This window comes from Paenibacillus sp. Negev47, from assembly GCF_058313655.1.
This window is the reverse complement of the sequence record NZ_CM177754.1, coordinates 5,251,199-5,274,121: the sequence shown is the minus strand read 5'-3', so window position 1 is coordinate 5,274,121 and position 22,923 is coordinate 5,251,199. Positions and strand designations below refer to the sequence as shown.

The 22,923-nt window shown below is 46.6% G+C and carries 17 protein-coding genes; 14 read left to right on the top strand and 3 right to left on the bottom strand.

The features are described 5' to 3' along the window. Window positions 1-25: 25 nt before the first annotated feature. From AC4G47_RS23855 to AC4G47_RS23845, 3 genes are all read left to right on the top strand, one after another. Window positions 26-988, top strand: a complete 963-nt coding sequence (locus tag AC4G47_RS23855; RefSeq protein WP_491106776.1) for an MsnO8 family LLM class oxidoreductase — start codon at window positions 26-28, stop codon at window positions 986-988. A gap of 287 nt (window positions 989-1,275) precedes the next feature. Continuing rightward, complete coding sequence (locus AC4G47_RS23850) at window positions 1,276-2,988, top strand: HAMP domain-containing methyl-accepting chemotaxis protein (RefSeq protein ID WP_491103032.1); 1,713 nt, start codon at window positions 1,276-1,278, stop codon at window positions 2,986-2,988. 89 nt (window positions 2,989-3,077) lie between these two features. Next, window positions 3,078-4,055: a TRM11 family SAM-dependent methyltransferase gene (locus AC4G47_RS23845; protein WP_491103031.1), complete on the top strand. Its 978-nt coding sequence runs from the start codon at window positions 3,078-3,080 to the stop codon at window positions 4,053-4,055. 126 nt (window positions 4,056-4,181) lie between these two features. Here AC4G47_RS23845 and AC4G47_RS23840 read toward each other — a convergent pair whose 3' ends face one another. Further along, complete coding sequence (locus tag AC4G47_RS23840) at window positions 4,182-5,138, bottom strand: D-2-hydroxyacid dehydrogenase (protein WP_491103029.1); 957 nt, start codon at window positions 5,136-5,138, stop codon at window positions 4,182-4,184. A gap of 208 nt (window positions 5,139-5,346) precedes the next feature. On the opposite strand from AC4G47_RS23840, the gene thpR reads away from it, so the two are divergent. Both thpR and AC4G47_RS23830 read left to right on the top strand, forming a co-directional pair. Continuing rightward, complete coding sequence (gene thpR, locus AC4G47_RS23835; protein ID WP_491103028.1) at window positions 5,347-5,949, top strand: RNA 2',3'-cyclic phosphodiesterase; 603 nt, start codon at window positions 5,347-5,349, stop codon at window positions 5,947-5,949. 130 nt (window positions 5,950-6,079) lie between these two features. After that, window positions 6,080-6,937 (top strand): cell wall hydrolase, encoded by an 858-nt coding sequence (locus tag AC4G47_RS23830; RefSeq protein ID WP_458125660.1) that lies wholly within the window; start codon window positions 6,080-6,082, stop codon window positions 6,935-6,937. 274 nt (window positions 6,938-7,211) lie between these two features. Here AC4G47_RS23830 and AC4G47_RS23825 read toward each other — a convergent pair whose 3' ends face one another. After that, on the bottom strand, window positions 7,212-8,426 hold the full coding sequence (locus AC4G47_RS23825) for an MGDG synthase family glycosyltransferase (protein WP_491103026.1): 1,215 nt from the start codon (window positions 8,424-8,426) through the stop codon (window positions 7,212-7,214). Between the two features lie 381 nt (window positions 8,427-8,807). Here AC4G47_RS23825 and AC4G47_RS23820 point away from each other — a divergent pair, with 381 nt between their 5' ends. The 4 genes from AC4G47_RS23820 (at window position 8,808) to AC4G47_RS23805 (ending at window position 17,533) form a co-directional block, all read left to right on the top strand. Further along, window positions 8,808-9,389, top strand: a complete 582-nt coding sequence (locus AC4G47_RS23820) for a TetR/AcrR family transcriptional regulator (protein WP_458125662.1) — start codon at window positions 8,808-8,810, stop codon at window positions 9,387-9,389. 204 nt (window positions 9,390-9,593) lie between these two features. After that, entirely contained in the window at window positions 9,594-11,876 is a 2,283-nt protein-coding gene (locus AC4G47_RS23815) for a YhgE/Pip family protein (protein WP_491103025.1), read from the top strand. Between the two features lie 673 nt (window positions 11,877-12,549). Further along, complete coding sequence (gene gltB / locus AC4G47_RS23810; RefSeq protein WP_491103024.1) at window positions 12,550-17,148, top strand: glutamate synthase large subunit; 4,599 nt, start codon at window positions 12,550-12,552, stop codon at window positions 17,146-17,148. A gap of 229 nt (window positions 17,149-17,377) precedes the next feature. Further along, window positions 17,378-17,533, top strand: a complete 156-nt coding sequence (locus AC4G47_RS23805; protein ID WP_491103023.1) for a hypothetical protein — start codon at window positions 17,378-17,380, stop codon at window positions 17,531-17,533. Between the two features lie 97 nt (window positions 17,534-17,630). Here AC4G47_RS23805 and AC4G47_RS23800 read toward each other — a convergent pair whose 3' ends face one another. Continuing rightward, the gene (locus AC4G47_RS23800) at window positions 17,631-17,999 is read right to left on the bottom strand and encodes a helix-turn-helix domain-containing protein (protein ID WP_047841965.1); all 369 of its coding nucleotides are present in this window, start codon (window positions 17,997-17,999) and stop codon (window positions 17,631-17,633) included. 935 nt (window positions 18,000-18,934) lie between these two features. Between AC4G47_RS23800 and AC4G47_RS23795 the strand changes: the two genes are divergently transcribed. From AC4G47_RS23795 to AC4G47_RS23775, 5 genes are all read left to right on the top strand, one after another. Further along, complete coding sequence (locus tag AC4G47_RS23795; protein ID WP_458125666.1) at window positions 18,935-19,693, top strand: tyrosine-protein phosphatase; 759 nt, start codon at window positions 18,935-18,937, stop codon at window positions 19,691-19,693. A gap of 37 nt (window positions 19,694-19,730) precedes the next feature. Further along, window positions 19,731-20,480: a YveK family protein gene (locus tag AC4G47_RS23790; protein ID WP_491103021.1), complete on the top strand. Its 750-nt coding sequence runs from the start codon at window positions 19,731-19,733 to the stop codon at window positions 20,478-20,480. Continuing rightward, on the top strand, window positions 20,461-21,138 hold the full coding sequence (locus tag AC4G47_RS23785) for a CpsD/CapB family tyrosine-protein kinase (protein WP_491103019.1): 678 nt from the start codon (window positions 20,461-20,463) through the stop codon (window positions 21,136-21,138). The genes AC4G47_RS23790 and AC4G47_RS23785 overlap by 20 nt, the downstream gene beginning before the upstream one ends. Before the next feature lie 185 nt (window positions 21,139-21,323). Beyond that, the gene (gene galU / locus AC4G47_RS23780) at window positions 21,324-22,226 is read left to right on the top strand and encodes a UTP--glucose-1-phosphate uridylyltransferase GalU (protein ID WP_036611572.1); all 903 of its coding nucleotides are present in this window, start codon (window positions 21,324-21,326) and stop codon (window positions 22,224-22,226) included. Next, a complete protein-coding gene (locus AC4G47_RS23775; RefSeq protein WP_491103017.1) occupies window positions 22,223-22,921 on the top strand; it encodes a sugar transferase in 699 nt (232 codons plus the stop codon). The genes galU and AC4G47_RS23775 overlap by 4 nt, the downstream gene beginning before the upstream one ends. Window positions 22,922-22,923 lie beyond the last annotated feature (2 nt).

Genomic DNA, 22,923 nt, shown 5'->3' with positions numbered 1-22,923 from the left:
GGAGGTGAGACACTTGGCTACCAAAATGAGTGAGAAGTTCAGTCTGGGCGTACTTGACCTTGTTCCAAGGTTACACGATGCCACAGCGGAACAGGCACTTCAGCAATCGGTGATACTTGCTCAGCGTGCTGAGGCGTGGGGATACACCCGGTACTGGACGTCAGAGCACCATGATATGGCTGAACTGGCATCCGCATCTCCCGAAGTGTTACTTTCCCATATCGGAGCAAGGACGACAACGATTCAACTTGGCTCTGGCGCGGTCCTGTTGCCGCATTACAGCCCGCTGAAGGTGGCAGAATCGTTCCGTCTGCTTGCTGCGCTCTATCCAGGGCGCATAGAACTGGGGCTCGGACGAGCTCCTGGCGGTGGACCACATGCCACGATGGCACTCAGTGGCAATTACTTGCAGCATGTGTCCAAGCTGCCCGAATCGCTCGCAGCATTGACGGAACTGCTTGAAGACCGATACACCTACGAGGATCATCCCGTGACAGCTCGTCCGATTCCCAAGCTCCCTTTATCGCTCTGGATGCTTGGGACCAACGTGAAGAGCGCAGAATTTGCGGCACGGTTTGGGATGGGGTATGTATTTGGTCAATTCATGAGTGATGCCGATGGTACAGAGGCTGTAAGGCGGTACCGGGAAGGGTTCATCCCCAGTGCAACCATGAAGGAGCCTGAGGTTATGGTGGCCGTTAGTGTATTGTGTGCCAAGTCAGAGACGGATAGAAAAGAACATTCGACCGAGCCGAGTCCCAGCACGGACTCGGTCTCACGCACGAAGGATTCAGCTAGTGCTGATGATCATAACGAAGCGGCGCGGCACTATGCAGGCACACCTGAGCAGGTATGGGGTCAATTGCAACAAGTGAGTCGAAGACTGGACACGGAACGGTTGCTTCTCGTTACAGCGGGACCAGATTATGAGCGCAGGCTGGACTCTTATCAATTGCTGGCTGAGCATGAGACAGCGATTGTGCAGTAAGTTATCACGTTAGGATGCCTATGCCTGCCTGCTGAAATCTAAACAAACCGAAGAGCTGCAAAACGGGATATTGCCGTATGCTGCAGCTCTTTTTGTACTTTGCTAAACTTCAACAATCTTTTACAAAATAAAACATCTTAATAACGAAATAATGTTAAAATACTTTACGTCTATTTTCCTATCGATATAATATAGATAAGTGCTTTTGGCAAGAGGTCAAAAGAAGGGGAAAACAATGACAAAATAACTGAATTCAGGATGGCCGAAGAGGTCAAGGGGGAAATCATATGTTCAGCAGATTCAAGATCAAAAGTATCGGTCTGCGTATCAGCATCGCGTTCTACTTGTTAATCCTCTGTTTAATTCTTTTAAGTGTTACGATTGTCACCCGGATGAATTCAATAGAATCCAACACCAATGAAATTACTACCAATTGGATGCCCTCAATCCAGCAAATTAATCGGTTGAACTATACCACAGAGCACGTTCTTTCGCTAAGTTATCGTCATTTTGACGCGGATGAAACGGACAAGGCATCCTTGTCAGAAGAGCGTACCAAGTATATTCGTGAAACGACGCAGGCGATTAAAATCTATGACCAGCAGAAGAAGTCTCCAGATGAGCTCGAACACTGGACTGCGTTCAAGAATAAATGGGCAGCGTATCTCAAGATTAACACGCAATCGATCAAGCTGAGCGATGAGGGGGAGGCACAGCTGGCGAAGGAAGTGTCTGAAAAAGGGGCTGATTCCTTTGACGCTATGCAAGTCGATCTGGATTATCTTGTGGAATACAATCAGGAACAGTCCAATCTTGCTGCCGCCCAAACGATCAGATCTGTGCAGGATGGCAGATTGTTCATCATCTTCGGTGTTCTGGTCATGATTATCATAACAGCGATCAGCATTCCTGTTATTCGTTCACAGGTCGTGAAACCACTGCTGCGTGTTATCAGTGCGGTGAAACTGATTGCAGAAGGCCAATTGAACGTTCAGGACATACATACCAAACATGAGGATGAAGTCGGTGTTCTGGCCAAAGCAGTGAATGACATGAAAGGTAACCTGACTTCCATGGTACTCAATGTCAGACGAATTGCGGAAGATGTCAATCGTCAGAGCGGGGAACTTGCGATCTCCTCCGAAGAAGTTAAGATTGGCAGTCGCCAAATCGCTGTAACGATGGAAGAGTCAGCAAAGGCCGCAGAGAGCCAAGCAGAGACAGCCGTGGAATCGGCCCGTACTGTTGAAGGCCTGAATGATCACATTCAGATGCATACGGAACAAGGCAGCCAGTTGCGCGTCATGTCGGATCGTGTGCTGGAGCAAGGGTTGAATGGTCGCCAAGCGATGGAACAGTCGGTGCAGCAGATGCAACAGATTGCCGGTTCAGTCTCGGCTTCCATGAACAAGATGGAGCAATTGAATCGTAAAAATGAAGATATTTCCAAGCTGGTGCAGGTCATTCATGACATTGCACGCCAAACCAATCTGCTGGCATTGAATGCCTCCATTGAGGCAGCGCGTGCGGGAGAGAGTGGACGCGGCTTCGCCGTAGTGGCATCAGAAGTGCGGAAGTTATCTGAGGCTGTACAGACCTCGGTGGAAGAGATTACGACGATTACCGAGGATATCCAGCAGGATTCACAAGGGGTGGTTGCAGAATTGCGCAAGGGCGTTCAGGAGACCGAACTGGGTCAGGAACATGTGCTTGCTTCAGGTCAACTGTTCCGTACGATTAATGAATCGGTGGAAGGCATGGTTGGTGTCATCAGCACCATGACGGATGGTCTCGCAGGCATGCAGGAAGCAAGCGGACGCATGAATGATTTCAGTCAACAGATCTCCGCTGTTTCAGAACAATCGGCAGCCAGTGTGGAGGAAGTTTCTGCATCGGCGGAGGAGCAGGTAAGTTCCATGGAAACGATTAGCGGCAACATTCAAAGTCTAAAAGAATTATCGGAAGACCTGCTTACATCCATTGAAAAATTAAAAATATAACCTTCTTCTTATAATAGAAGAAACTGGGGTCACACAGGCGGCAATTGGTGGGGAATTAGCATGAGTTATGAAGGAAGGAGAGGAGAATTTTGCCTGATGAATCACCTGGTACTCACCCTACTTACGGCAACCATCTCTACACCTTTGCTTGCCACGAGAATGAACGCGAATTATGTACGCTGGAGCTGAACACATTGCTCGAACCGAGTTCTGGCGTCCTATCAGATGGGGGTTCATATGTATGGTCTGATATAAATATACCGCCTGGACGAAGTCCGTTTATTCATGGCAGACTGGATGTGATCGGTGAAGGAGACACAGTGAATGATCTGCTTCCCTTTGCCAAAGACATCCAGCTATTGCCTGAAGAGACCTTCAAGGTGGTATGTCTGAAAAAAGGGGATCATGCACCTGATTATGCGCAGTCTCGTCAATTGGAAAAAGAAGTTGGCATCTGTATTAAAGGCAAGGCACAGATGAAGCAGTCCAAGGTGACTTTCGGCCTAATCCGAACAGGAGAAAAATGGATCTTGGGCCAGTGGACAGAAGCAGATCGATCATGGCAAATTCATAGGCAGAAGCCGCAAAACTACTCGACCGGATTCGGCATTACACTGGCCAGAGCGTTGGTAAATATTGCTGTCCCGAGGATAGAAAACCATCGGTTGCTTGATCCGTGCTGTGGTATGGGGACGGTTGTAATTGAAGCTTTATCGATGGGTATTGATGCAAAAGGTAACGATCTGAATCCGCTGGCTGTCCGAGGTGCACGCATTAATCTGCCGCATTATGGATATGATTCGGATCGAATCACACTGGGAGACATGAATGAACTGGAAGGTTTGTATGATGCAGTAATTCTGGACATGCCCTATAACCTGTGTTCTGTACTTCCTAACGATGAGCAACGAGCCATGCTGGCAAGCTTGCGCAGATTGGCAAATCGGGCAGTTGTTGTTTCCACAGAGTGGGTGGAAGGGCACTTGCTGGAAGCAGGCTGGGCAGTAAGAGAGTATCGAACAGTACAAAAAGGCACGTTTATACGTCATATTTGGTTATGTATGTAAGCGCGGATAACAAAAAAACTCCAATCTGGAAGGAATTACACTTTCCGGAGATGGAGTTTTTTGCTTTTTATTTGGAATTATAATAGATGTAATTTGCACAATATTGCATGGGAACGGGTGTTTGTGTTAATATTTATGACTATAATCTACAAGGTTAAGCGGCAGGGTGTCGCCAGCGACGTATGCTTCCAGATTTTTGACGAAAATATCGAGTGCTCGCTCCGTATATTGTTCTGTACTTCCTGCAATATGAGGTGTGATTAAGACGTTATCCATGCCCCACAGCGGGTGGTCTGCCGGAAGGGGCTCTTCTTCGAATACATCCAGTGCAGCGAAGGCAATCTGCCCGCTTTGGAGTGCATCCAGCAACGCTTCCGTTTTCACGCTGGGGCCACGTCCCACATTGACGAAACAAGCACCAGATTTGAAATGCTCAAATGCAGTTTGATCATATATATGCTTGGTTTCATCGGTCAGTGGTAAAATGTTAATTACATAATCGCCTTTGCTCAAGGCTTCGTGCAGACCGGTCATATCGTACATTTGATCCACGTTAGGGACATCTTTACCTGAACGGCGAACTCCGATCGTGTGCATGCCGAGTGCTTTGAGGATGCGGGCTGTTTCCGTGCCGATCTCACCCACGCCAACGATGACCGCTGTTTTGCCATGCAGTTCCGGCAGTGGTTTGGCAGGAGTTTTCCATTCGGACTGCTGTTGATGCAACATGGCTTGTCTCAGCCAGCGACTGTGGGATAACATCATGCCCAGAATAATTTCTGTGATTGGAATCGCGTGAACCCCATTTGCACTCGTGATCTGAATGTTTTTTTGTTGCAAATCTGCGAAGGGGAGATTGTCCACACCTGCGGACCAGACCTGGACCCATTTCAACAGGTTGTCCTGTTTCAATGCATGCTCAGTGACGAGTGGCGACCAACCCAAAATAATCTCAGCCTCTTTCAACTCAGAGGGGTCCAATTCCTTGGCCTTTCCAAATTTCAGGGTGTAACCCGGTGCAGCATTCTGAATGCGTTGTTGCTGTTCTTCGGATAGAGATGGAAAACATACAATTTTACCCATAATGTGTGGTCCTCCTGAGATAAATAGTTTGATGAGTTTAGATAATTAAAGTGTATCAGATTTGATGTTGGAAGTGCATTAAGGTGGGAAATGCAGGAATCTAGCCTTATTTGCAAATTCTTATCTTTGTGTCACTCTATACTTACCCAACTTGAAACGATATGTATAATTATGAAATAATAGAGCGAACTTTAGAGAGGTGTATGCAATGAATAACCAATCACATCAGGATCATGCAACCCGGCGGGAAAGACTGTTTGTAGCAATCCGTCTTCCTGCAGCTGTTCAGCAGTCTCTTCAGATGGATGCGAGGCTTGTTCAGAACAAGCTTGATTTTCGTAAATGGACAGATCACAGGGATTATCATATAACCTTGCAATTTCTGGGAGATACGTTAGTTAGTGACATCGGACACCTGCGAAAAGCATTGCGCTCAGCAACAAGCGGAGTACAGCCATTTGAACTTCAGCTTTCGAACTGGGGTACATTTGGACTTGAAGAAGCCCCTAAAGTGCTTTGGAAAGGTGTTAGCGGAGAGGTGGAACGATTGTTTTCATTGCAAAAACAAATCGTGCAGGCGACTTCGACCCTTGGATATGAAGCTGAATTAAGACCTTATTCTCCGCATATTACCATCGCCAGAAAATATCTGGGCAAAGTTCCAGGTAATGAAAATAAAGGGGTGGCTAGTATGCTTCTGGAACATTCCACAGGTGCTAATTCATGGGTGGTGGAAGACGTTGTGCTTTATGTGACAAGGCTGGGAAAATCACCAATGTATGAGGTCGTGGATACGTTCTGTTTTTCCTGAAAATCATTTTTATGCCATAAAATCACATTGACATAACGTTTATCCCTATGTAATATTAGCCATCGTTATTCAAATTCTTTTTTTTTGGTTACTTAGATTAGGGAATTGTTTCGACAGGAGGAATCTTCGAATGAACATTATAAGCAAGAATCGTTGGGTAGCACCGATGTTATCAGTGCTGCTTGTATGTATAGTTGGGGTAAATGTCGTTCAAGCGACGGGGAAGTGGAATGAAGCTAGTGATAGTAAACAGATGACCGAACTTGCGGCTTCTGTGCAAAATAACCAAACATCTACGCAAGAAGAGAGGCGTATGATGCAAGATGGGACAAGTCTGTCCTCTAATCTGTCTGCCCAAACCGTAACGTGGACTGAATCTCTGCCAGCGAAGAACTGGCTTACGACTGCTCAAGAGGAGCAGGAACTGCAAGAAGCCAAGGCCAAGAACAAAGCTAGAGCTGTAGCTGCGGCCAAAGCCAAAAAAGAAGCTGCACTGAAATTGGCCAAAATGGAACGTGCCAAAGAAGTCGCTGCTGTAACAACTCCCCCCCAAAAACTATACTTTACCCGGACCAAACTTTTGAACCAGGAAGAGTCGAAACTCGCAACCTGGTCATACAGTGTGTCCGATAAAGAACTGCATCTGCTGCAAAAAATCGTCATGGCAGAGGCAGAAGGTGAACCGTACGAAGGCAAAGTGGCAGTTGCCAATGTTGTCTTAAACCGGCTGCGGTCAGCCAATTTTCCCGATACCATTTACAAGGTGATCTATCAGAAATCCCAGTTCAGTCCCGTAGCGAACGGACGTTTGAAACGTGTGGTTCCCAACGAGGACAGTGTCAAAGCAGTGAATGCTGCGCTGAATGGGAAGAAGGAAGTTGCTGATGATACGTATTATTTCTTATCATTGACACTTGCCGACGATCTGACAGTTGCCCGCTCGCAGAAAAAAGTAAAAACGATCGGTCATCATACTTTTTACAAGTAATCGACCCGTAAATTCTGCAAACAGGCAGGATAGTTAACTGTGTGTGCATCACACGGTCCTTCAAAAAGCCTGAATCGTAGTTTTATTTCGTTATTTTCAAATCTCGTTATACTCTAAATTACCCTTTTTTCTGCCAAATCATACGGTGGATCCAGTGAAAATAAAAGAAGGTTCCCTTCCAAAAATTCGGAAGGGAACCTTCTTTTATATAGTGAGCACTTGCCTTGTTCCCTAGAACACCTCGTGAGAGCTGTTCTAAAGGTCCATAGAGACGTTAGAATGGTATTCTGGTACCTGACAAGGACGTGGCAGCAATTCCGGCTGTAAAGCGTTCCACGGGCTTTGTTGTGACTTCGGCTGTAGACGGGAATAATAAGTCATGAACAGCCTGGGCACAACATGTCGGATCATAGACCGAACGGTTACCTGAATGGTGCGCTACGTTCAGCGGGCTTTCAGCTTGAGCAGATGCCTGCTCACATAGTTGTCTGAAACGATTGGTGATCACATCGGATGAGTGAATGACCTGACCATATCCGGCTTGTACAAAGTATTCACAATTCTCTTCCTCTTGGCCCGCAAGTGGAGGTATGAACAACATCGGTAACCGCTTAGCCAGCGCTTCGGTGCATGTCATGCCACCAGGCTTTGTGATTAGCACATCGGATACATCCATCAGTTTGCTTACTTCCCGTGTATACCCCAGAATACGAATATTAGGGTGCTGGAAGCAAGGCATTTCCTTCATCTTCGCGATCATTTTCTCGTTGCTTCCGAGACAGAACACCAATTGAACACGATCTGCCCAGGACGTGAGAGTTTTCATATGTTCCTCATCAAACGAAAGTCCCCATCCACCACCCATAAGCAGTGCGGTAGGCATGTTCTGAAGCCCCATCTCTTCACGTAGCTTCACCTTGTCTCCTGCTTCCCAGAAGTCCGGATGCACGGGGATTCCCGTGATCTGAATGTGGGATGGATCGACACCACGGATCTCAAGCAATGCTTTGACTTGAGGGGTAGAGACCAGATATTTGTTCACTTCCGGATTTATCCATGTTCCGTGCACGTCATAATCTGTCACGACGGTATAGAGCGGGATATTCAGTCCCTGGCGTTTGAGCCGGGAGATCACTGCATTCGGAAAAGGATGGGTACAGATCACGGCATCCGGTTTCAGCTGGGATACGACCTGCGCCGTCTGTGTATAGAAAATCCGGTGCAACGCCAGCTTGGTAAAGCCATTTAATGATTTGTTGTACTGTGTGCGGTACAACAGGCTGACCAGTTTGGGTTGGACCGATAGTGTCTTTCGATATGCAGAAAATATTAGTGGAGCTACTGTTGGGTTCAAAAATTTGCCTAGTTCAATGACACGACTGTGAACATGTGGACTGACTTTTTTGATGCCATGTGCCAGCGCATGAGCGGCCTGAGTGTGACCGGTACCGAAACCTTCCGATAATAAGAGCACTCTTGGTTTTCGCATGAGTTCACCTTTATTCATAAGTTTAAATTCAAAATGAAGATATTCATCGTTTATTCTAGCTATAGAATGCAATTACTACATGAATATACATTGAAGCACAAAATCATGTTTCTTCTATGAATATTTCCATCATATATCTTACGATGAGACAGACTAAGTTCATTTATATACGTATTGTTTGAGTCATCTTACACTATAGACGACGACAGAAGGAGTTTCCACTGCATTTAGGTTAAAAAATATTAACACAATTTTTTAATTGTTAGGGTTGCAATCTTATTTCGAAGGTGGTATTGTAGGTTTTGACCGAATGACTGAATTGTATTTTTGGTCATTTATATGGAGCGTTTGAACAACGAATCAAAATAAAGGAGGGATTAGATGGCTCCGATTGACAGGAGACAGCAGGTTATTCATGCAGCAGCCCAGTCTTTTGCCATGTTTGGATACAAAGCAACCACGATGGATCAGGTCGCCAAGATTGCGAACGTTGGCAAAGGAACGATCTATACATTTTTCACGAATAAAGAACAATTGTTTGATCAGATCCTGGTAGAAGTGATTCAGGAAATGAAGAACATCGCGCATCGTGAAGTACATCAGGAAAGTGCATTTTTTGATAATCTGTTTCGGGTATTGGATGAATTGTTAGAGTTCCGTCGTGATCACGATCTGCTGGTTAAGTTATCACAGGAGTTGAAGGACTTTGGAACGCTGCAGGCCAAGGAAGGTTTGGACAAAGTCGAGAAGGTCATTTCCGACTTTTTGGCTAAGGAGCTTGAGAAAGCGAAAGACAATGGAGAGATTCGAGATTGTGATCCGCAAGTTGTCGCTTTTATGATGATTCGCCTGTACATTGCACTCACCTCGGACTGGAGCAAGCAACATCAACCGCTGAGCAAAGAGGAAATTAAGACGTACTTTCGCCTTTTCTTAATGGAAGGAATTGCTGCTGTAACGTAATCCGAATTTAATCTACTATATAAGGGTTTTTACGCGTATCAAGCAGTGAGGCTTGTCGGAAGACAGGTTGTTTTTTTTGCTCTAAAGTGACCGTTTGAGGAAAGTGGTCATCTCGTGTTTCAGTATGTTTTCTGGAATGCGGCATTGTTTTTCATTAAGGTTATTCCTGCTCATAGAGCAGAGAGATTAAGGGGAGAAAATGACATGAAATCTTTATCCGTGTTTTTCAAGGATGTGGGATCGGCCGTGAGAAACCCGAAGGTGTTGATCCCTGTTATTGCAATTATGTTTATACCGATCCTGTATAGTGGCATCTATCTGGCGGCCTATTGGGACCCGTACGGTCATGTGGATGAAATGCCGGTTGCCGTTGTCAATCTGGATAAAGGCGCTGAGCTGGAGGGGAAAACACTCCATGTAGGTAGTGATCTGGTGGATGAGTTGAAGAAAAATGCAGATTTCAAATGGGATTTTGTCAGTGCCAGTCAAGCCAAAGAAGGCATGAGTAATGACAAATATTATATGCAAATTACAATTCCGGAGAACTTCTCATCCCAAGCAACAACATTGCTCGATGACAAGCCGGAGCCGGCTGATCTAATCTATGAACCCAATGGCAATTACAGCTTTGTCGGTGCACAGATCGGTAAGACCGCTATTAAGGACCTGAAAGCGAAGGTCTCGGCCAAAGTGACAGAATCCTATGCGGAGACGTTGCTCGACAAGTTCTCCGAGGTATCCGATGGTTTGGCTGAGGCAGGCGACGGAGCAGGGGAACTGAATACGGGGGCAGGCAAACTGGATGATGGTGCAGTGAAGCTCAAGGATAACCTGGAGAAGCTCGCATCCGGAACACTTGAACTTCAGGAAGGACTTTCTCCATTAAGTGATGGTGTTAATGCATTGCATACGGGGGCGACCAAGCTTGAGAGTGGTACAACGAATCTCGTCTCCGGTCTGCAACAGCTTCAGGCAGCCGCTTCGAGCCAGCTTCAGAGCGGAGCAGATCAGTTGAAGGATGGCAGTGCCAAGCTGGAAACCGGACTGCAGTCCTCCCTGGACGGCACAGGCAAGCTGCAGGCTGGCCTGGAATCGTCCGAACAGGGTAGCGCGAAACTGTCTGAAGGTCTGCAAAGTGCAGTCCAGGGCAGTGGAACATTGGCAACAGGCTTGCAATCAGCCGTAGATGGCAGCGGCAAGGTTGCTGATGGTGCAAAAGGCGTAGCTGCCGGATTGAAACAGCTTGCTGAATCGAACCCGGAACTGGCCGAAAATGCTGAAGTACAGAAACTGCTTGCGGCTAGTGAAGCTGTTGCCGATGGTAGTGCACAGTTGCATGAGAGCGAGCAGAAGCTGGCACAGGGTGCAGATCAGTTGCATCAGGGTAACCAGCAACTGGCTGCGGGTGCAGCCGAGCTTCATGGAGGCCAGAAGCAACTTCTGACTGGTGCGAACCAGCTTGTGGAGGGTCAGCAGCAATTATTGGCTGGTGCCGGACAGCTTAGTCAAGGAGGAGCACAGCTCTCCGATGGTCTGAAGCAGTTCAGCGGCAAATTGGGTGATGCTGCAAGTGGCGGTACATTGCTTGCAGATGGTGCCAAGCAGCTGGGCTCAGGTACAACAGCTCTGCAAACGGGTGTAGGTAAACTCAGTGGTGGTGTTCATTCACTTACCGATGGTTCCAAGCAATTGGGCGATGGTGCAGGCAAACTGGCTGACGGCCTTACCGAGCTAAAAGATGGCTCAAGTGAACTGGCAACCAAGCTGAATGATGCCGCGCAGAAAACATCCGAAGTCAAGAAAACGGATGATGTGGTGAACATGTTCGCTGAACCTGTGAACTCTTCAGAAAACACAGCAGAGAACGTGAGCAATTATGGTACTGGATTAACACCGTTCTTCCTATCGATCGGTCTGTTCGTAGGATCGTTGATATCGACGATTGTTTTGAAAATGCGGGAAACGTCAGTACCTGGTGCAACAGGCTGGAATCGTTTTGTCAGCCGGACACTGGTATTTGGCTCCGTGAGTATTTTCCAATCGGTTATCGTGGCAAGCTTCATGTTATACGGTCTTGGACTGGAGACGCACAGCGTAGGGCTGTTCTACCTGTTCACCATTATTACAGGGCTGACCTTCATGTTGATTGTTCAGGCACTTGTGACTTGGCTGGATCTGCCGGGACGTTATGTTGTCATTCTGCTGCTGGTCTTCCAGCTTGCGGCTAGTGCAGGAACTTTCCCGGTTGAACTGATTCCATCATGGCTTCAAGCATTTAGCCCTTGGTTGCCAATGACACACAGCATTATGGGCTTCAAGGCGGTTGTATCGAGTGGCAATCTGGATGTGATGTGGCATCAGGCAGGAATTCTCAGTATATATGCTGGTGTGTCCATCGTGCTGACGCTGGCCTACTTCCTTTGGAATGGCAGACGTCCAAAAAAAGAAGAGGAACTCGCTGATTCGGGTCAAGTTGTGACAGCATAAGTCCAACCTGATCATCAGCAGGGTGACATTTACGAAAAAAAACTTTATTTTCATGTAGTGAAATTATGCAATATAGTAGTCAAATAGTGCAAATAGCCTGTGACCCCAAAAAGGGGCTGCAGGCTATTTTGTATACAAATGCATAGAGAAGCAAAGATTCGCTGGATCAAGCAGCAACAATTTGGTGGGATTATGGATAAACACAGGCCACATATGGAACGATTTTCTTCTGTCAGCAATTTAATTCAGTTGTACTCTGACTCAAAAAGTGTATAATTATTCGAAAAAGAGATGAATTTAAACGTCATTACAGTAAAGCTGTACTGCAAAACATTTCTTATCAGAGGTATTAAAAAGTTTAAATTGCGCTGATGTTAGGTCGGTGTTAAAATAATAGAACTATATCAAAAAAACGTCGCTCCATTTCAGTAGCCGTGCCAGCGGTTGCGTGTTGATTTATACATGCTGTTTGCCGGATCGTCCGGATCAGCTCATCTCATTCAATGGCTTCTGCCCAATAGCAGGCATATATTTTTGACAGTCTCATGCTGTCGCCTCTTCTATCTAGCAGGCTCTATCGCAAGCGAAAGGCCAGCTCCTCCCGTTTCATTGTTGCCTGTTGCCTATGTTCTTGATCTTTCCGAAATACTTCATTATAGAAAGGTTGCGTTCCATGAGACACATCGGATTACCTCCAAAACAGGGTCTGTATGACCCGCAGTTCGAAAAAGACGCATGCGGAATGGGTTTTGTTGCCAACATCAAAGGGGTACCTTCACACGATATCGTTAGTCAGGCACTGACCATGCTCAGTAACATGGAGCACCGTGGAGGACAGGGAAGTGAACCGAATTCCGGTGACGGAGCAGGTATCCTGATTCAGATTCCACATCGCTATTTTGCACAGGAAGCGGAACGTCTTGGTTTTGCTTTGCCAGAACAGGGCTTCTATGGCGTAGGTATGTTGTTCCTTTCCCAGGATCCTGCCATTCGTAGTGCGCATGAAGAGAGCCTTAAGAAGATTATTGAAGAAGAAGGACAGACTTGTCTTGGTTTCCGGGATGTTCCTACTTTTGATGAAATGCTTGGCCGTTCTGCACTTGCAGCGAAACCTTATGTACGTCAGGTATTCATTGGAAGATCCGCAGATGTGAAGGATGAGCTTGGATTTGAGCGTAAGCTGTATGTTATTCGCAGACGCGCTGAGCTGGCTATTCGTTATTCGGCAGATGAGGCAGAAGGCGGTTCATTCTACCTTCCGAGCTTGTCTTGTCGCAAAATTGTATATAAAGGCATGCTCACAACGGAGCAGGTCGGAGAGTTCTATCTGGATCTGCAGCAAGATCTTGTTGAATCGGCTATTGCACTTGTGCATTCCCGTTTCAGTACGAATACCTTCCCAAGCTGGGAACGTGCCCACCCGTATCGCTTCATGATCCACAACGGTGAGATCAACACGATGCGTGGTAACGTGAACTGGATGCATGCTAGGCAGTCCTTGTTCGAGAGCGAGTTGTTCGGTAACGACATCGCGAAAGTAAAACCGGTCATCAATCCGGACGGTTCGGATACAGCCATGTTCGATAACACACTGGAGTTCCTCTATCTGAGTGGACGTTCCCTGCCACACGTGGCCATGATGATGGTTCCTGAACCTTGGAGCACAGATGAGGGAATGGACCCTGCCAAAAAGGCATTTTATGAGTATCACAGCACAATGATGGAACCTTGGGATGGACCAGCAGCAATGGCCTTTACAGATGGTTTGCAAATTGGTGCAACACTTGACCGTAATGGCTTGCGTCCAGCTCGTTATTATGTAACCAAGGATGACCGTATTATCCTGTCCTCTGAAGTTGGGGTGCTGGATATCGCACCGGAAGAGATTCTCTACAAAGATCGTCTTCGTCCAGGTCGGATGTTGCTTGTGGACACACAACAAGGCCGTATCATTGCGGATGAAGAAGTAAAGGCAATTATTGCAGCCGAGAATCCGTATCAGGATTGGCTTGATGAGCATTTGATGGATCTGAGCGAATTGCCGGAAGCACCGGAACTTCCTGATCCAAAACATGATAACGTGACCCAGCTTCAGCTGGCATATGGTTATACATTTGAGGAACTTCGTAAAATCCTGGAGCCTATGGCGACAACAGGTATGGAAGCTACGGGTTCGATGGGTTATGATGCACCGCTGGCTGTCCTGTCGGATCGTCCACAGCGCCTGTACAACTACTTTAAACAGATGTTCGCCCAGGTAACCAACCCGCCGATCGATGCAATCCGTGAAGAGATTGTAACGTCTACGGCAACAACCATTGGTCCAGAGCGTAACCTTTTGAATCCTGAACCGGAGAGCTGTCGCCAGATTCGTCTGGATACACCGGTCTTGTCCAATGAAGACTTTGCGAAGATTCGTCATGTACGTCGCCCAGGCTTCCGCTCCATGACGATTCCAATCTTCTTCACTGCTGCGGAAGGAGCAGAAGGACTTCGTAAAGCGATGGAACTTCTCTTCGAAGCTGCAGACCGTGTCATCGACAAAGGTCATAACATTCTGATCCTGTCTGACCGTGGTGTGGATGCCGAGAATGCTGCGATTCCTGCATTGCTTGCTGTTGCAGGTCTGCATCACCATCTGATTCGTCAGGGAACCCGAACAAAAGTGAGCATTATGCTCGAATCGGCAGAACCGCGTGATATTCACCACTACGCGTTGCTGCTCGGATACGGTGTAAGTGCCGTGAACCCTTATCTGGCCTTTGAAACGCTGGATGACATGATTCAGCAAGGCTTACTGCGTGGCATCTCGCATGAAAAAGCAGTGAAGAACTACATTAAAGCGGCTACCAAAGGCGTAACTAAAGTGTTGTCCAAAATGGGGATTTCTACGATTCAATCGTATCGTGGAGCTCAAATCTTCGAAGCGGTAGGTCTGAAATCAGACTTCGTTGACCGTTACTTTACTTGGACACCTTCCCGTATCGGTGGAATCGGGTTGGAAGAAGTGGCAGCCGAAGCGCTGACACACCATAACCGTGCTTTTACGGAAAAAGACGGTAACGATAAAGTATTGGATTCCGGTGGGGATTATCAATGGCGTAACGACGGAGAAGAGCATCTGTTCAATCCGCAAACCATTCATACCCTGCAACATGCAGTACGCACTGGGGATTACAAGCTGTATAAAAAGTATTCCAAGCTCGTGCAAGGTGAGAATGATCAACTGTTGACCATTCGCTCCATGCTGAAGCTGAAACCGGTGGGAGCTTCCATTCCACTCGAAGAAGTTGAATCTGTCGAAGATATCATGCGTCGTTTCAAAACGGGTGCGATGTCCTTCGGTTCGATCAGTAAAGAAGCGCATGAAGATCTCGCCATCGCAATGAACCGTGTGGGTGGTAAATCCAATACGGGTGAAGGCGGAGAAGATCCGGCTCGCTTCATTAAAGATAGCAACGGGGATTCCCGTCGCAGTGCGATCAAACAGGTAGCATCTGGACGTTTCGGTGTAACATCCAACTACCTGGTTAATGCTGACGAGATTCAGATCAAAATGGCTCAGGGAGCAAAACCGGGTGAAGGCGGACAGCTGCCAGGACGTAAAGTGTATCCTTGGGTTGCTGAAGTTCGTGGATCTACGCCAGGCGTAGGTCTGATCTCACCACCACCGCATCACGATATTTACTCGATTGAGGATTTGGCGGAGCTGATCTATGACTTGAAAAATGCCAATCCGCGTGCAGAGATCAACGTGAAACTCGTATCGGAAGTTGGTGTGGGTACGATTGCGGCAGGTGTAGCCAAAGGGCGTGCCGATATTATCCTCGTCAGCGGTTATGACGGTGGTACAGGTGCATCACCGCAAGGATCGATTCGTCACGCAGGTATGCCTTGGGAACTGGGTCTTGCAGAGACACATCAAACGTTGATGCTCAACAATCTGCGTGACCGTGTCGTTCTGGAAACAGACGGCAAAATGCTGAACGGCCGTGACCTGGCGATCGCAGCCTTGCTTGGAGCCGAAGAGTATGGTTTCTCTACAGCACCACTCGTTGCACTTGGCTGCATCATGATGCGTGTCTGTCAAATGGATACCTGTCCAGTTGGTGTAGCGACACAGAATCCGGAGTTGCGTAAAAATTACATGGGTGATCCAGCTCATGTGGTTAACTTCATGCGATTTGTCGCTGAAGATATGCGTGAGATCATGGCTGATCTTGGTTTCCGTACCATTCAGGAAATGGTCGGACGTACAGATTGTCTCGAAACGGTAGAAGCCGTAGATCACTGGAAGAAAAAAGGTGTGGATCTGTCTGTATTGCTGCACGTGCCTGAAATGCCGGAAGGCTCTGCACGTTACCGTACACAGCATCAGAACCACCAATTGGAAGAAACGCTGGATATGCAGCAATTGCTGCCACTGGCACAGCCTGCGATTGAATCCGGTCAACCGGTTGAAGCGGTACTTCCAATTACGAACGTTAACCGTGCAGTAGGTACCATTTTGGGTAGTGAGATCACACGCAAATATGGACTCGCAGGATTGCCTGAAGATACAGTTAAATTCAAATTTCTCGGCTCTGCCGGACAAAGCTTTGGGGCCTTTGTACCTAAAGGCATGACCTTGACCGTTGAAGGCGACTCCAATGACTATGTAGGTAAAGGACTGTCAGGAGGTAAACTGATCGTGATGCCTTCTCCGAAAGCAACATTCGAGGCGGAAGATAACATCATTATCGGTAACACGGCACTCTATGGAGCAACAAGTGGTGAAGCGTATATCCGTGGTATTGCAGGTGAGCGATTTGCTGTACGTAACTCGGGCGCCAAAGTAGTCGTTGAAGGTGTAGGCGACCATGGTTGCGAATATATGACGGGCGGACGTGTCGTTGTACTCGGCGATACAGGTCGTAACTTTGCAGCAGGGATGTCCGGAGGTATTGCCTATGTGTATGATCCGGAAGGCACATTCTTGCAACGTTGTAATCTGGAAATGGTTCTTTTGGAGCGGATCGAAGACGTAGCTGAAAGTGCAGATCTTCGTGGCATGATTCAACGTCACGTTGCCAACACAGGAAGTGCTGCCGGTCAGCGCATTCTGGATAACTGGCAAGATGCCTTGAATCAGTTCGTTCGGGTTATTCCGAAAGACTTCAAGCGGATGACAGAACAGATTGAACGGATTCAGGCGACAGGTCTGACTGGAGAAGCAGCATTACTCGCAGCGTTTGAAGCGAATATGCGTGAACTTGCGCGTGCGGGAGGCTAATAACTTCCTTTTGTTCAAGTGTAAGTGCGTGAACAGGTTGTATTAAGAATATAGGAGCTATATGGTTGCCATGCTGGCGCCAGATAGCTCCTATTTTGCTTTCGACAAAATTAGAACCCCTTCAAAAAACGTTATCGCCATGAGACGACAACATTGAGGAAGTTTCTCAAGTATAATAAGGCTAGTTTTGGAGTGCAGGGAAAGTATAAAGATAAGAGAGGTTAGCGGAATGAATATGAAGCATCCAAACAGGGGCGATCGTAAGCCGACAGGTAAACAAGTCGAAGCAACTCAGATGGACATCAGGAAAGTTTTACTGCAATGCGGAATCGACCCGGAGCGTTGGAACCAATTCGTATCCTCCGTCAACAACAAGCGTCCTTGACAGGATAGACAACCATGGAATGGAGGGAATTCAAGACACAAAAAAAGCCCAGAAGCCAGAGAGTGTATCTCTCGGGAACTGGGTCCTCTTTTCGGGTTTAGTCCATGCTGCGTTCCATTCGGACAAAAGCGATAAAACGACGTGCCTCTTCTTCCGTTAAGGATTTACCATCAATCATCAGATCGAAGCGCTCCAGCACTTCCTTGTCCGATAACTCCAGAGTGTCAACGAATTCACGTACATCCTCATCCATCACGACATCACTTTGCTTCGTACGTCCAATGAGGTAATCAATAGACACGTCAAAGATGTCAGCAAGTCTCGTTAACACTTCGAAATCCGGTTTACGTCGGTTCTTCTCGTAGTGGGATAGAGCAGCTCTTGTAATATGAATGGAGCTCGCAAGTTCTTCTTGAGTAAGTCCCCGCTGTTCCCTTAATTCAGCAATGCGATTTCCGTAGCTCATAAGCTATTTCCCCCTGAACGACATCAAATATATTGAAACAATCCTGAGCCAAGTTTTTGATCAGGGCAGCTTTCCTGCAAAAAAAAGTATCTCCTCGTGCGTTTCCTACAACCGTTTCCATTTGTAAATAGGTCTGTCTAAGGACATCTCATATTGTCGTAAATCAAAAGAACCATGTCCAAATACCGCTTGACATGATACGTTTTGTATCGTAAATTGGACGTATGGAGTTACAAAATGTATCATTTGGAATATTTTAAGTATCTCCTTGTTGCCTGGACCATATACCTGTGAGAAGGAAGTAAAGGCAGTCCATATAGGCTAATCCATTCTAAAGGAATGAAACCATGCATTCAATAATTCAGGAATGGGCTGATATGAAATTAAATGTCCATATGTACATTAAGGAGTTTCATGGGAAAATGGTAGACCGCAAAAGACGCCCCGTTCTGTTACTTGGAATGGACACTCAAACGATTACCTTCCTGAGCGACCTGAACTTGCCAGTATCGTCAGAAATGCTCATTGGTTTGGATGTTGAAGATCATCATGTATGTGTAAGACTTCACGCAAGGTTGCAATGGAAACAGCCCTTCGGGGAGCTCACAATGTATCATTCAAACTTGCATATTCAGCCCGAACAGAAACTATATATAACTGGACAGTTAAACACAATGCTTACTGAAGTTCAGTTTCCCACGGTTCCCCGTTTTCAGTACGAAAAGGCAACAGAGCAAAAGTCCCTGCAACAACCCTATCATTACATTGATTTCACCATATAATTCCAAGTCGATTCTGAACATTTTCTGAACAAAACATGTACTTAACGCCATTTTACTATATTTCATAGCGTTATGCATTAGTTCTTTAACACCAAAAGCATTTGCGCAATGAATAAAGGGGCAAGGGGGATCATACATTGAGGAAGTTTGGATATGGTTGAAATGCACTGCCACATATTATCCGGTCTGGATGATGGTCCTGTTCGAATGGAGCAGTCCGTTGCGATGGCTGAGAAGGCGGCAGCCTCAGGAATTACCTCCATTATTGCTACTCCGCATCACCTGAACGGGCAATACAACAATGAACCGATGGTGGTCAATCAGGCCGTGAACCTGCTTCACGCAGAACTTCGCATACGTAACATTCGCCTGGAGATCCGTCCCGGACAGGAGATCAGGGTGCATGACAACCTGATTGGAGACTTATATGCAGGAAAGTGCTGCACACTCGCCGGAAGTCGTTACATGTTGCTGGAACTGCCCTTTGGTCATATTCCCTCACAGTTCCCCAGGATACTGCATGAACTACGAATAGCGGGAATTACCCCTATCATTGCTCATCCGGAACGCAATCGTGCCATTTTGAAGAAGCCAAAGCTGTTGGCTGATTACTTGAGTCAAGGTGGGCTATGTCAGCTTACGGCTCAATCTTTCACCGGGCTTTTCGGACGAAAAGTTCAGAAGTGGTGTTTTCATTTTTGCAAAGAAAACGGGTTTCATTTCATTTCATCAGATGCACATGATACGTGCAAAAGGACGTTCGCCATAGGTGAGGGGGAGCGTGTCATTGAACGTCGCTTCGGAGCAGAAGCCGTTAGAAAACTGGCAGAGAATGCATCCCACATTCTATCGAATTCGAGCCTGGTCACAGAACGCTGGAAACCTCGCAAATGGTTGCTGTCCATCTGGTAGTTACATAGTTTGATCACAACGTATAGGAGGAATGAAAGTGGAACTGAAAGGATATTTTCGACTCTTACAAAAGAAACTGTGGTTGATTGTTGCAATTGCTTTGATAGCGGGTGTGGGTGCAGGGGTCAAAAGTATTTTCTTCACTCAACCAATCTATGAGGCAAGTTCCAAGCTCATCGTGAACCAGACATCAACGGTTGAAGGTCAGGCCATGATGGATTTCAGCATGATCCAAACCAATATCAAACTTATTAACTCTTACAGAGAAATTATTAAATCTTCTGCCATTATGGATAAAGTAGCTACGACGTATCCAGACCTGGGCTTAACTTCTGCTCAGCTCATGAATAGTACCTCCGTCTCTACAGCAAGCGAGTCCCAAGTGATGAGCATAACTGTACAAGGGACTTCCTACGAAAAAGCCGCAAAAACAGTCAATGCCATCTCCAGCGTGTTTCAATCTCAAATCCCCCTAATCATGAAAATTGATAATGTGGCTATCCTCAGTGAAGCAAAAGTGGATAGTAACGCATCTCCAATTAATATGAAAACCACATTAAGCATCATTGTCAGCCTGTTCGCAGGTCTAGTGCTCGCGATTGCACTCGTATTTCTGATGGACTATCTGGACGATACATTCAAGTCTGAAACTGAACTGGAAAAAGAGTTGGGGCTGCCTGTGCTTACAGTGATATCCAAAATGAAAAAAGACGATCTGAAAAATACGAAAAATTACATATCTCAACAGAAAGTGGGGGATGGCAAATATGTCGCGGCTAACCAATGAAAATAACAGTCTGGTGACCTATTTTAACTCCAAATCTCAAATCTCGGAGGGATACCGTAAATTACGGACGAACATCCAGTTCTCCTCGATCGACAGTCACATCCGTAAAATCATGGTGGCTTCAGCTGAAGCCGGCGAAGGAAAAACCACAACCATTAGCAACCTGGCGGTGACCTATGCCCAGGAAGGCAAGAAGGTTCTGCTGATTGATGCGGATCTGCGTAATCCTTCCTTGCACCAGGTGTTTTCCGTACCCAATCATATCGGTCTTAGCAGTGTGCTGTCTAATCAGTACAGTGTGGATGAGGTACTCAGAGAGAGTTATATCGACAACCTCCAGCTGTTCACGTCTGGCCCTATTCCGCCGAATCCTTCCGAGATGATCGGTTCCAATCGGATGAAAAAGCTGATTGAAGAGTTAGAGGATCAATATGATGTCATCATGTTTGATACGCCGCCGGTGCTGGCGGTAACAGATGCCCTCATTGTAAGTTCGCTGTGTGATGGGGTGCTTCTGGTCGTGAACTCAGGCAAGGTCAAGAAGGAATTGGTGAAGAAGACCAAGGCTGCTCTGGAGCATGTCAATGCACGAATCCTGGGCGCGATCCTGAACAATATCAAAAACGCTGCAGTTCCGGTGGGCTACGGAGAAAAGTAAAAGTTCTACCCTATGTTTCCAAATAAACAGGTAATGTCTACTGCACCTTTATCACTGTAGGCACTCGGTCATGCTGTGGGTTCAATGGACCTTAGACGTTAATCGTCGAAGGTATGACGTGAGGACGGGTTAGATGCCCTGGTTCAACTTTTATAAAACTAAAAAAAGAGGATAGGGTGGTATTTATGAAAAAAGTGAGAAAAGCGATCATTCCTGCAGCTGGACTGGGTACACGTTTTTTGCCAGCCACAAAAGCGATGCCTAAAGAAATGCTCCCTATTGTGGACAAACCAACTATACAGTATATCGTTGAGGAAGCCATTGCCTCTGGAATTGAAGACATTATCATCGTGACCGGTAAAGGGAAACGGGCGATTGAAGATCATTTCGACAACGCTTTTGAACTGGAACACAACTTGCTGGAAAAAGGGAAACTGGGCCTGCTTGAAGAGGTCCGCAAATCTTCTAATGTGGATATCCACTACATAAGACAAAAAGAGGCCAAAGGACTTGGTCATGCTGTCTGGTGTGCACGTAACTTTATCGGTGACGAACCTTTTGCCGTGTTGCTCGGAGATGATATCGTCGTATCGGAAGTGCCTTGCACCAAACAACTGATTGATCAATATGATCAGGTTCAACATTCCATTGTTGGCGTACAAACCGTACTTGCTGAACAAACAGACAGATACGGCATTGTGGACCCGCTTCAATCGGATGGTCGTTTGACAGAGGTTCTCAGGTTCGTAGAGAAACCTGCCCAAGGCACAGCGCCTTCCAACCTGGCGATTATGGGGAGATACGTACTGAGTCCAGAGATTTTTGAACATCTGGAGCAACAGGAGATTGGTCAAGGGGGAGAGATTCAATTAACGGATGCGATTCAGCGTTTAAATGAGACACAAGGAGTGTATGCTTACGATTTCGAGGGAGTACGTTATGACGTGGGCGAGAAACTGGGATTCATTTTGACGACCATCGACTTTGCTCTGCAAAAACAGGAGCTTAGAATTCCGATGCTGCAGGCTCTGCAACAAATCCTGGAAAAAGAGTCGGTAGAACATGTAGCCGGGGGGGAGTTTGAATGAGTCCATCTCCCCAAACGAAGGAAGCGGAGATTGTTATGGACCCAAGTCTGGGGTACAATGCATCAACGATGGCAGGGCAAAATGCGGATAAAGTGTATCTATTTATGAAAAGAATGCTCGATTTGCTGGGTTCTTTCATAGGTTTAATCATTTTGTGCCCCTTGTTTGCCGTCATCGGATTACTGATCAAAATCGAGGCCCCGCAGGGGTCTGTTTTTTTTCGTCAGGTACGGGTCGGACAGAATGGGAAAGAGTTTCATATGTACAAATTCAGGTCGATGGTTGCGAATGCAGAAGATCTGCTAGAACAGCTGATTGACCAGAATGAAGTGAACGGGAACATGTTCAAAATGAAGAACGATCCTCGCATTACCCGAATTGGCAAGTTTATTCGAAAAACCAGTCTGGATGAGCTGCCTCAGTTATGGAACGTGTTCCGTGGAGAGATGAGTCTCGTTGGACCCAGACCGGCCCTGCCCAGAGAAGTGGAGAACTACACTTCTTATGATAGACAGCGCCTGCAGGTGATTCCGGGATGTACGGGATTATGGCAAGTTAGCGGTCGAAATAGTGTGGGCTTTGATGAGATGGTAGAGCTTGATCTGACGTATGCCCGTGAGCGCAATATGATGGTGGATATCAAAATTATCTTCAGAACGTTCAGGGTGTTGGTTGGTTCGAAGGATGCGTTTTGAAA

Coding starts and splice junctions, on each gene's coding strand:
- AC4G47_RS23855 (WP_491106776.1), top strand. CDS start 26: ATGAGTGAGAAGTTCAGTCTGGGCGTACTTGACCTTGTTCCAAGGTTA.
- AC4G47_RS23850 (WP_491103032.1), top strand. CDS start 1,276: ATGTTCAGCAGATTCAAGATCAAAAGTATCGGTCTGCGTATCAGCATC.
- AC4G47_RS23840 (WP_491103029.1), bottom strand. CDS start 5,138: ATGGGTAAAATTGTATGTTTTCCATCTCTATCCGAAGAACAGCAACAA.
- thpR (WP_491103028.1), top strand. CDS start 5,347: ATGAATAACCAATCACATCAGGATCATGCAACCCGGCGGGAAAGACTG.
- AC4G47_RS23830 (WP_458125660.1), top strand. CDS start 6,080: ATGAACATTATAAGCAAGAATCGTTGGGTAGCACCGATGTTATCAGTG.
- AC4G47_RS23825 (WP_491103026.1), bottom strand. CDS start 8,426: ATGCGAAAACCAAGAGTGCTCTTATTATCGGAAGGTTTCGGTACCGGT.
- AC4G47_RS23820 (WP_458125662.1), top strand. CDS start 8,808: ATGGCTCCGATTGACAGGAGACAGCAGGTTATTCATGCAGCAGCCCAG.
- AC4G47_RS23815 (WP_491103025.1), top strand. CDS start 9,594: ATGAAATCTTTATCCGTGTTTTTCAAGGATGTGGGATCGGCCGTGAGA.
- gltB (WP_491103024.1), top strand. CDS start 12,550: ATGAGACACATCGGATTACCTCCAAAACAGGGTCTGTATGACCCGCAG.
- AC4G47_RS23805 (WP_491103023.1), top strand. CDS start 17,378: ATGAATATGAAGCATCCAAACAGGGGCGATCGTAAGCCGACAGGTAAA.
- AC4G47_RS23800 (WP_047841965.1), bottom strand. CDS start 17,999: ATGAGCTACGGAAATCGCATTGCTGAATTAAGGGAACAGCGGGGACTT.
- AC4G47_RS23795 (WP_458125666.1), top strand. CDS start 18,935: ATGGTTGAAATGCACTGCCACATATTATCCGGTCTGGATGATGGTCCT.
- AC4G47_RS23785 (WP_491103019.1), top strand. CDS start 20,461: ATGTCGCGGCTAACCAATGAAAATAACAGTCTGGTGACCTATTTTAAC.
- galU (WP_036611572.1), top strand. CDS start 21,324: ATGAAAAAAGTGAGAAAAGCGATCATTCCTGCAGCTGGACTGGGTACA.
- AC4G47_RS23775 (WP_491103017.1), top strand. CDS start 22,223: ATGAGTCCATCTCCCCAAACGAAGGAAGCGGAGATTGTTATGGACCCA.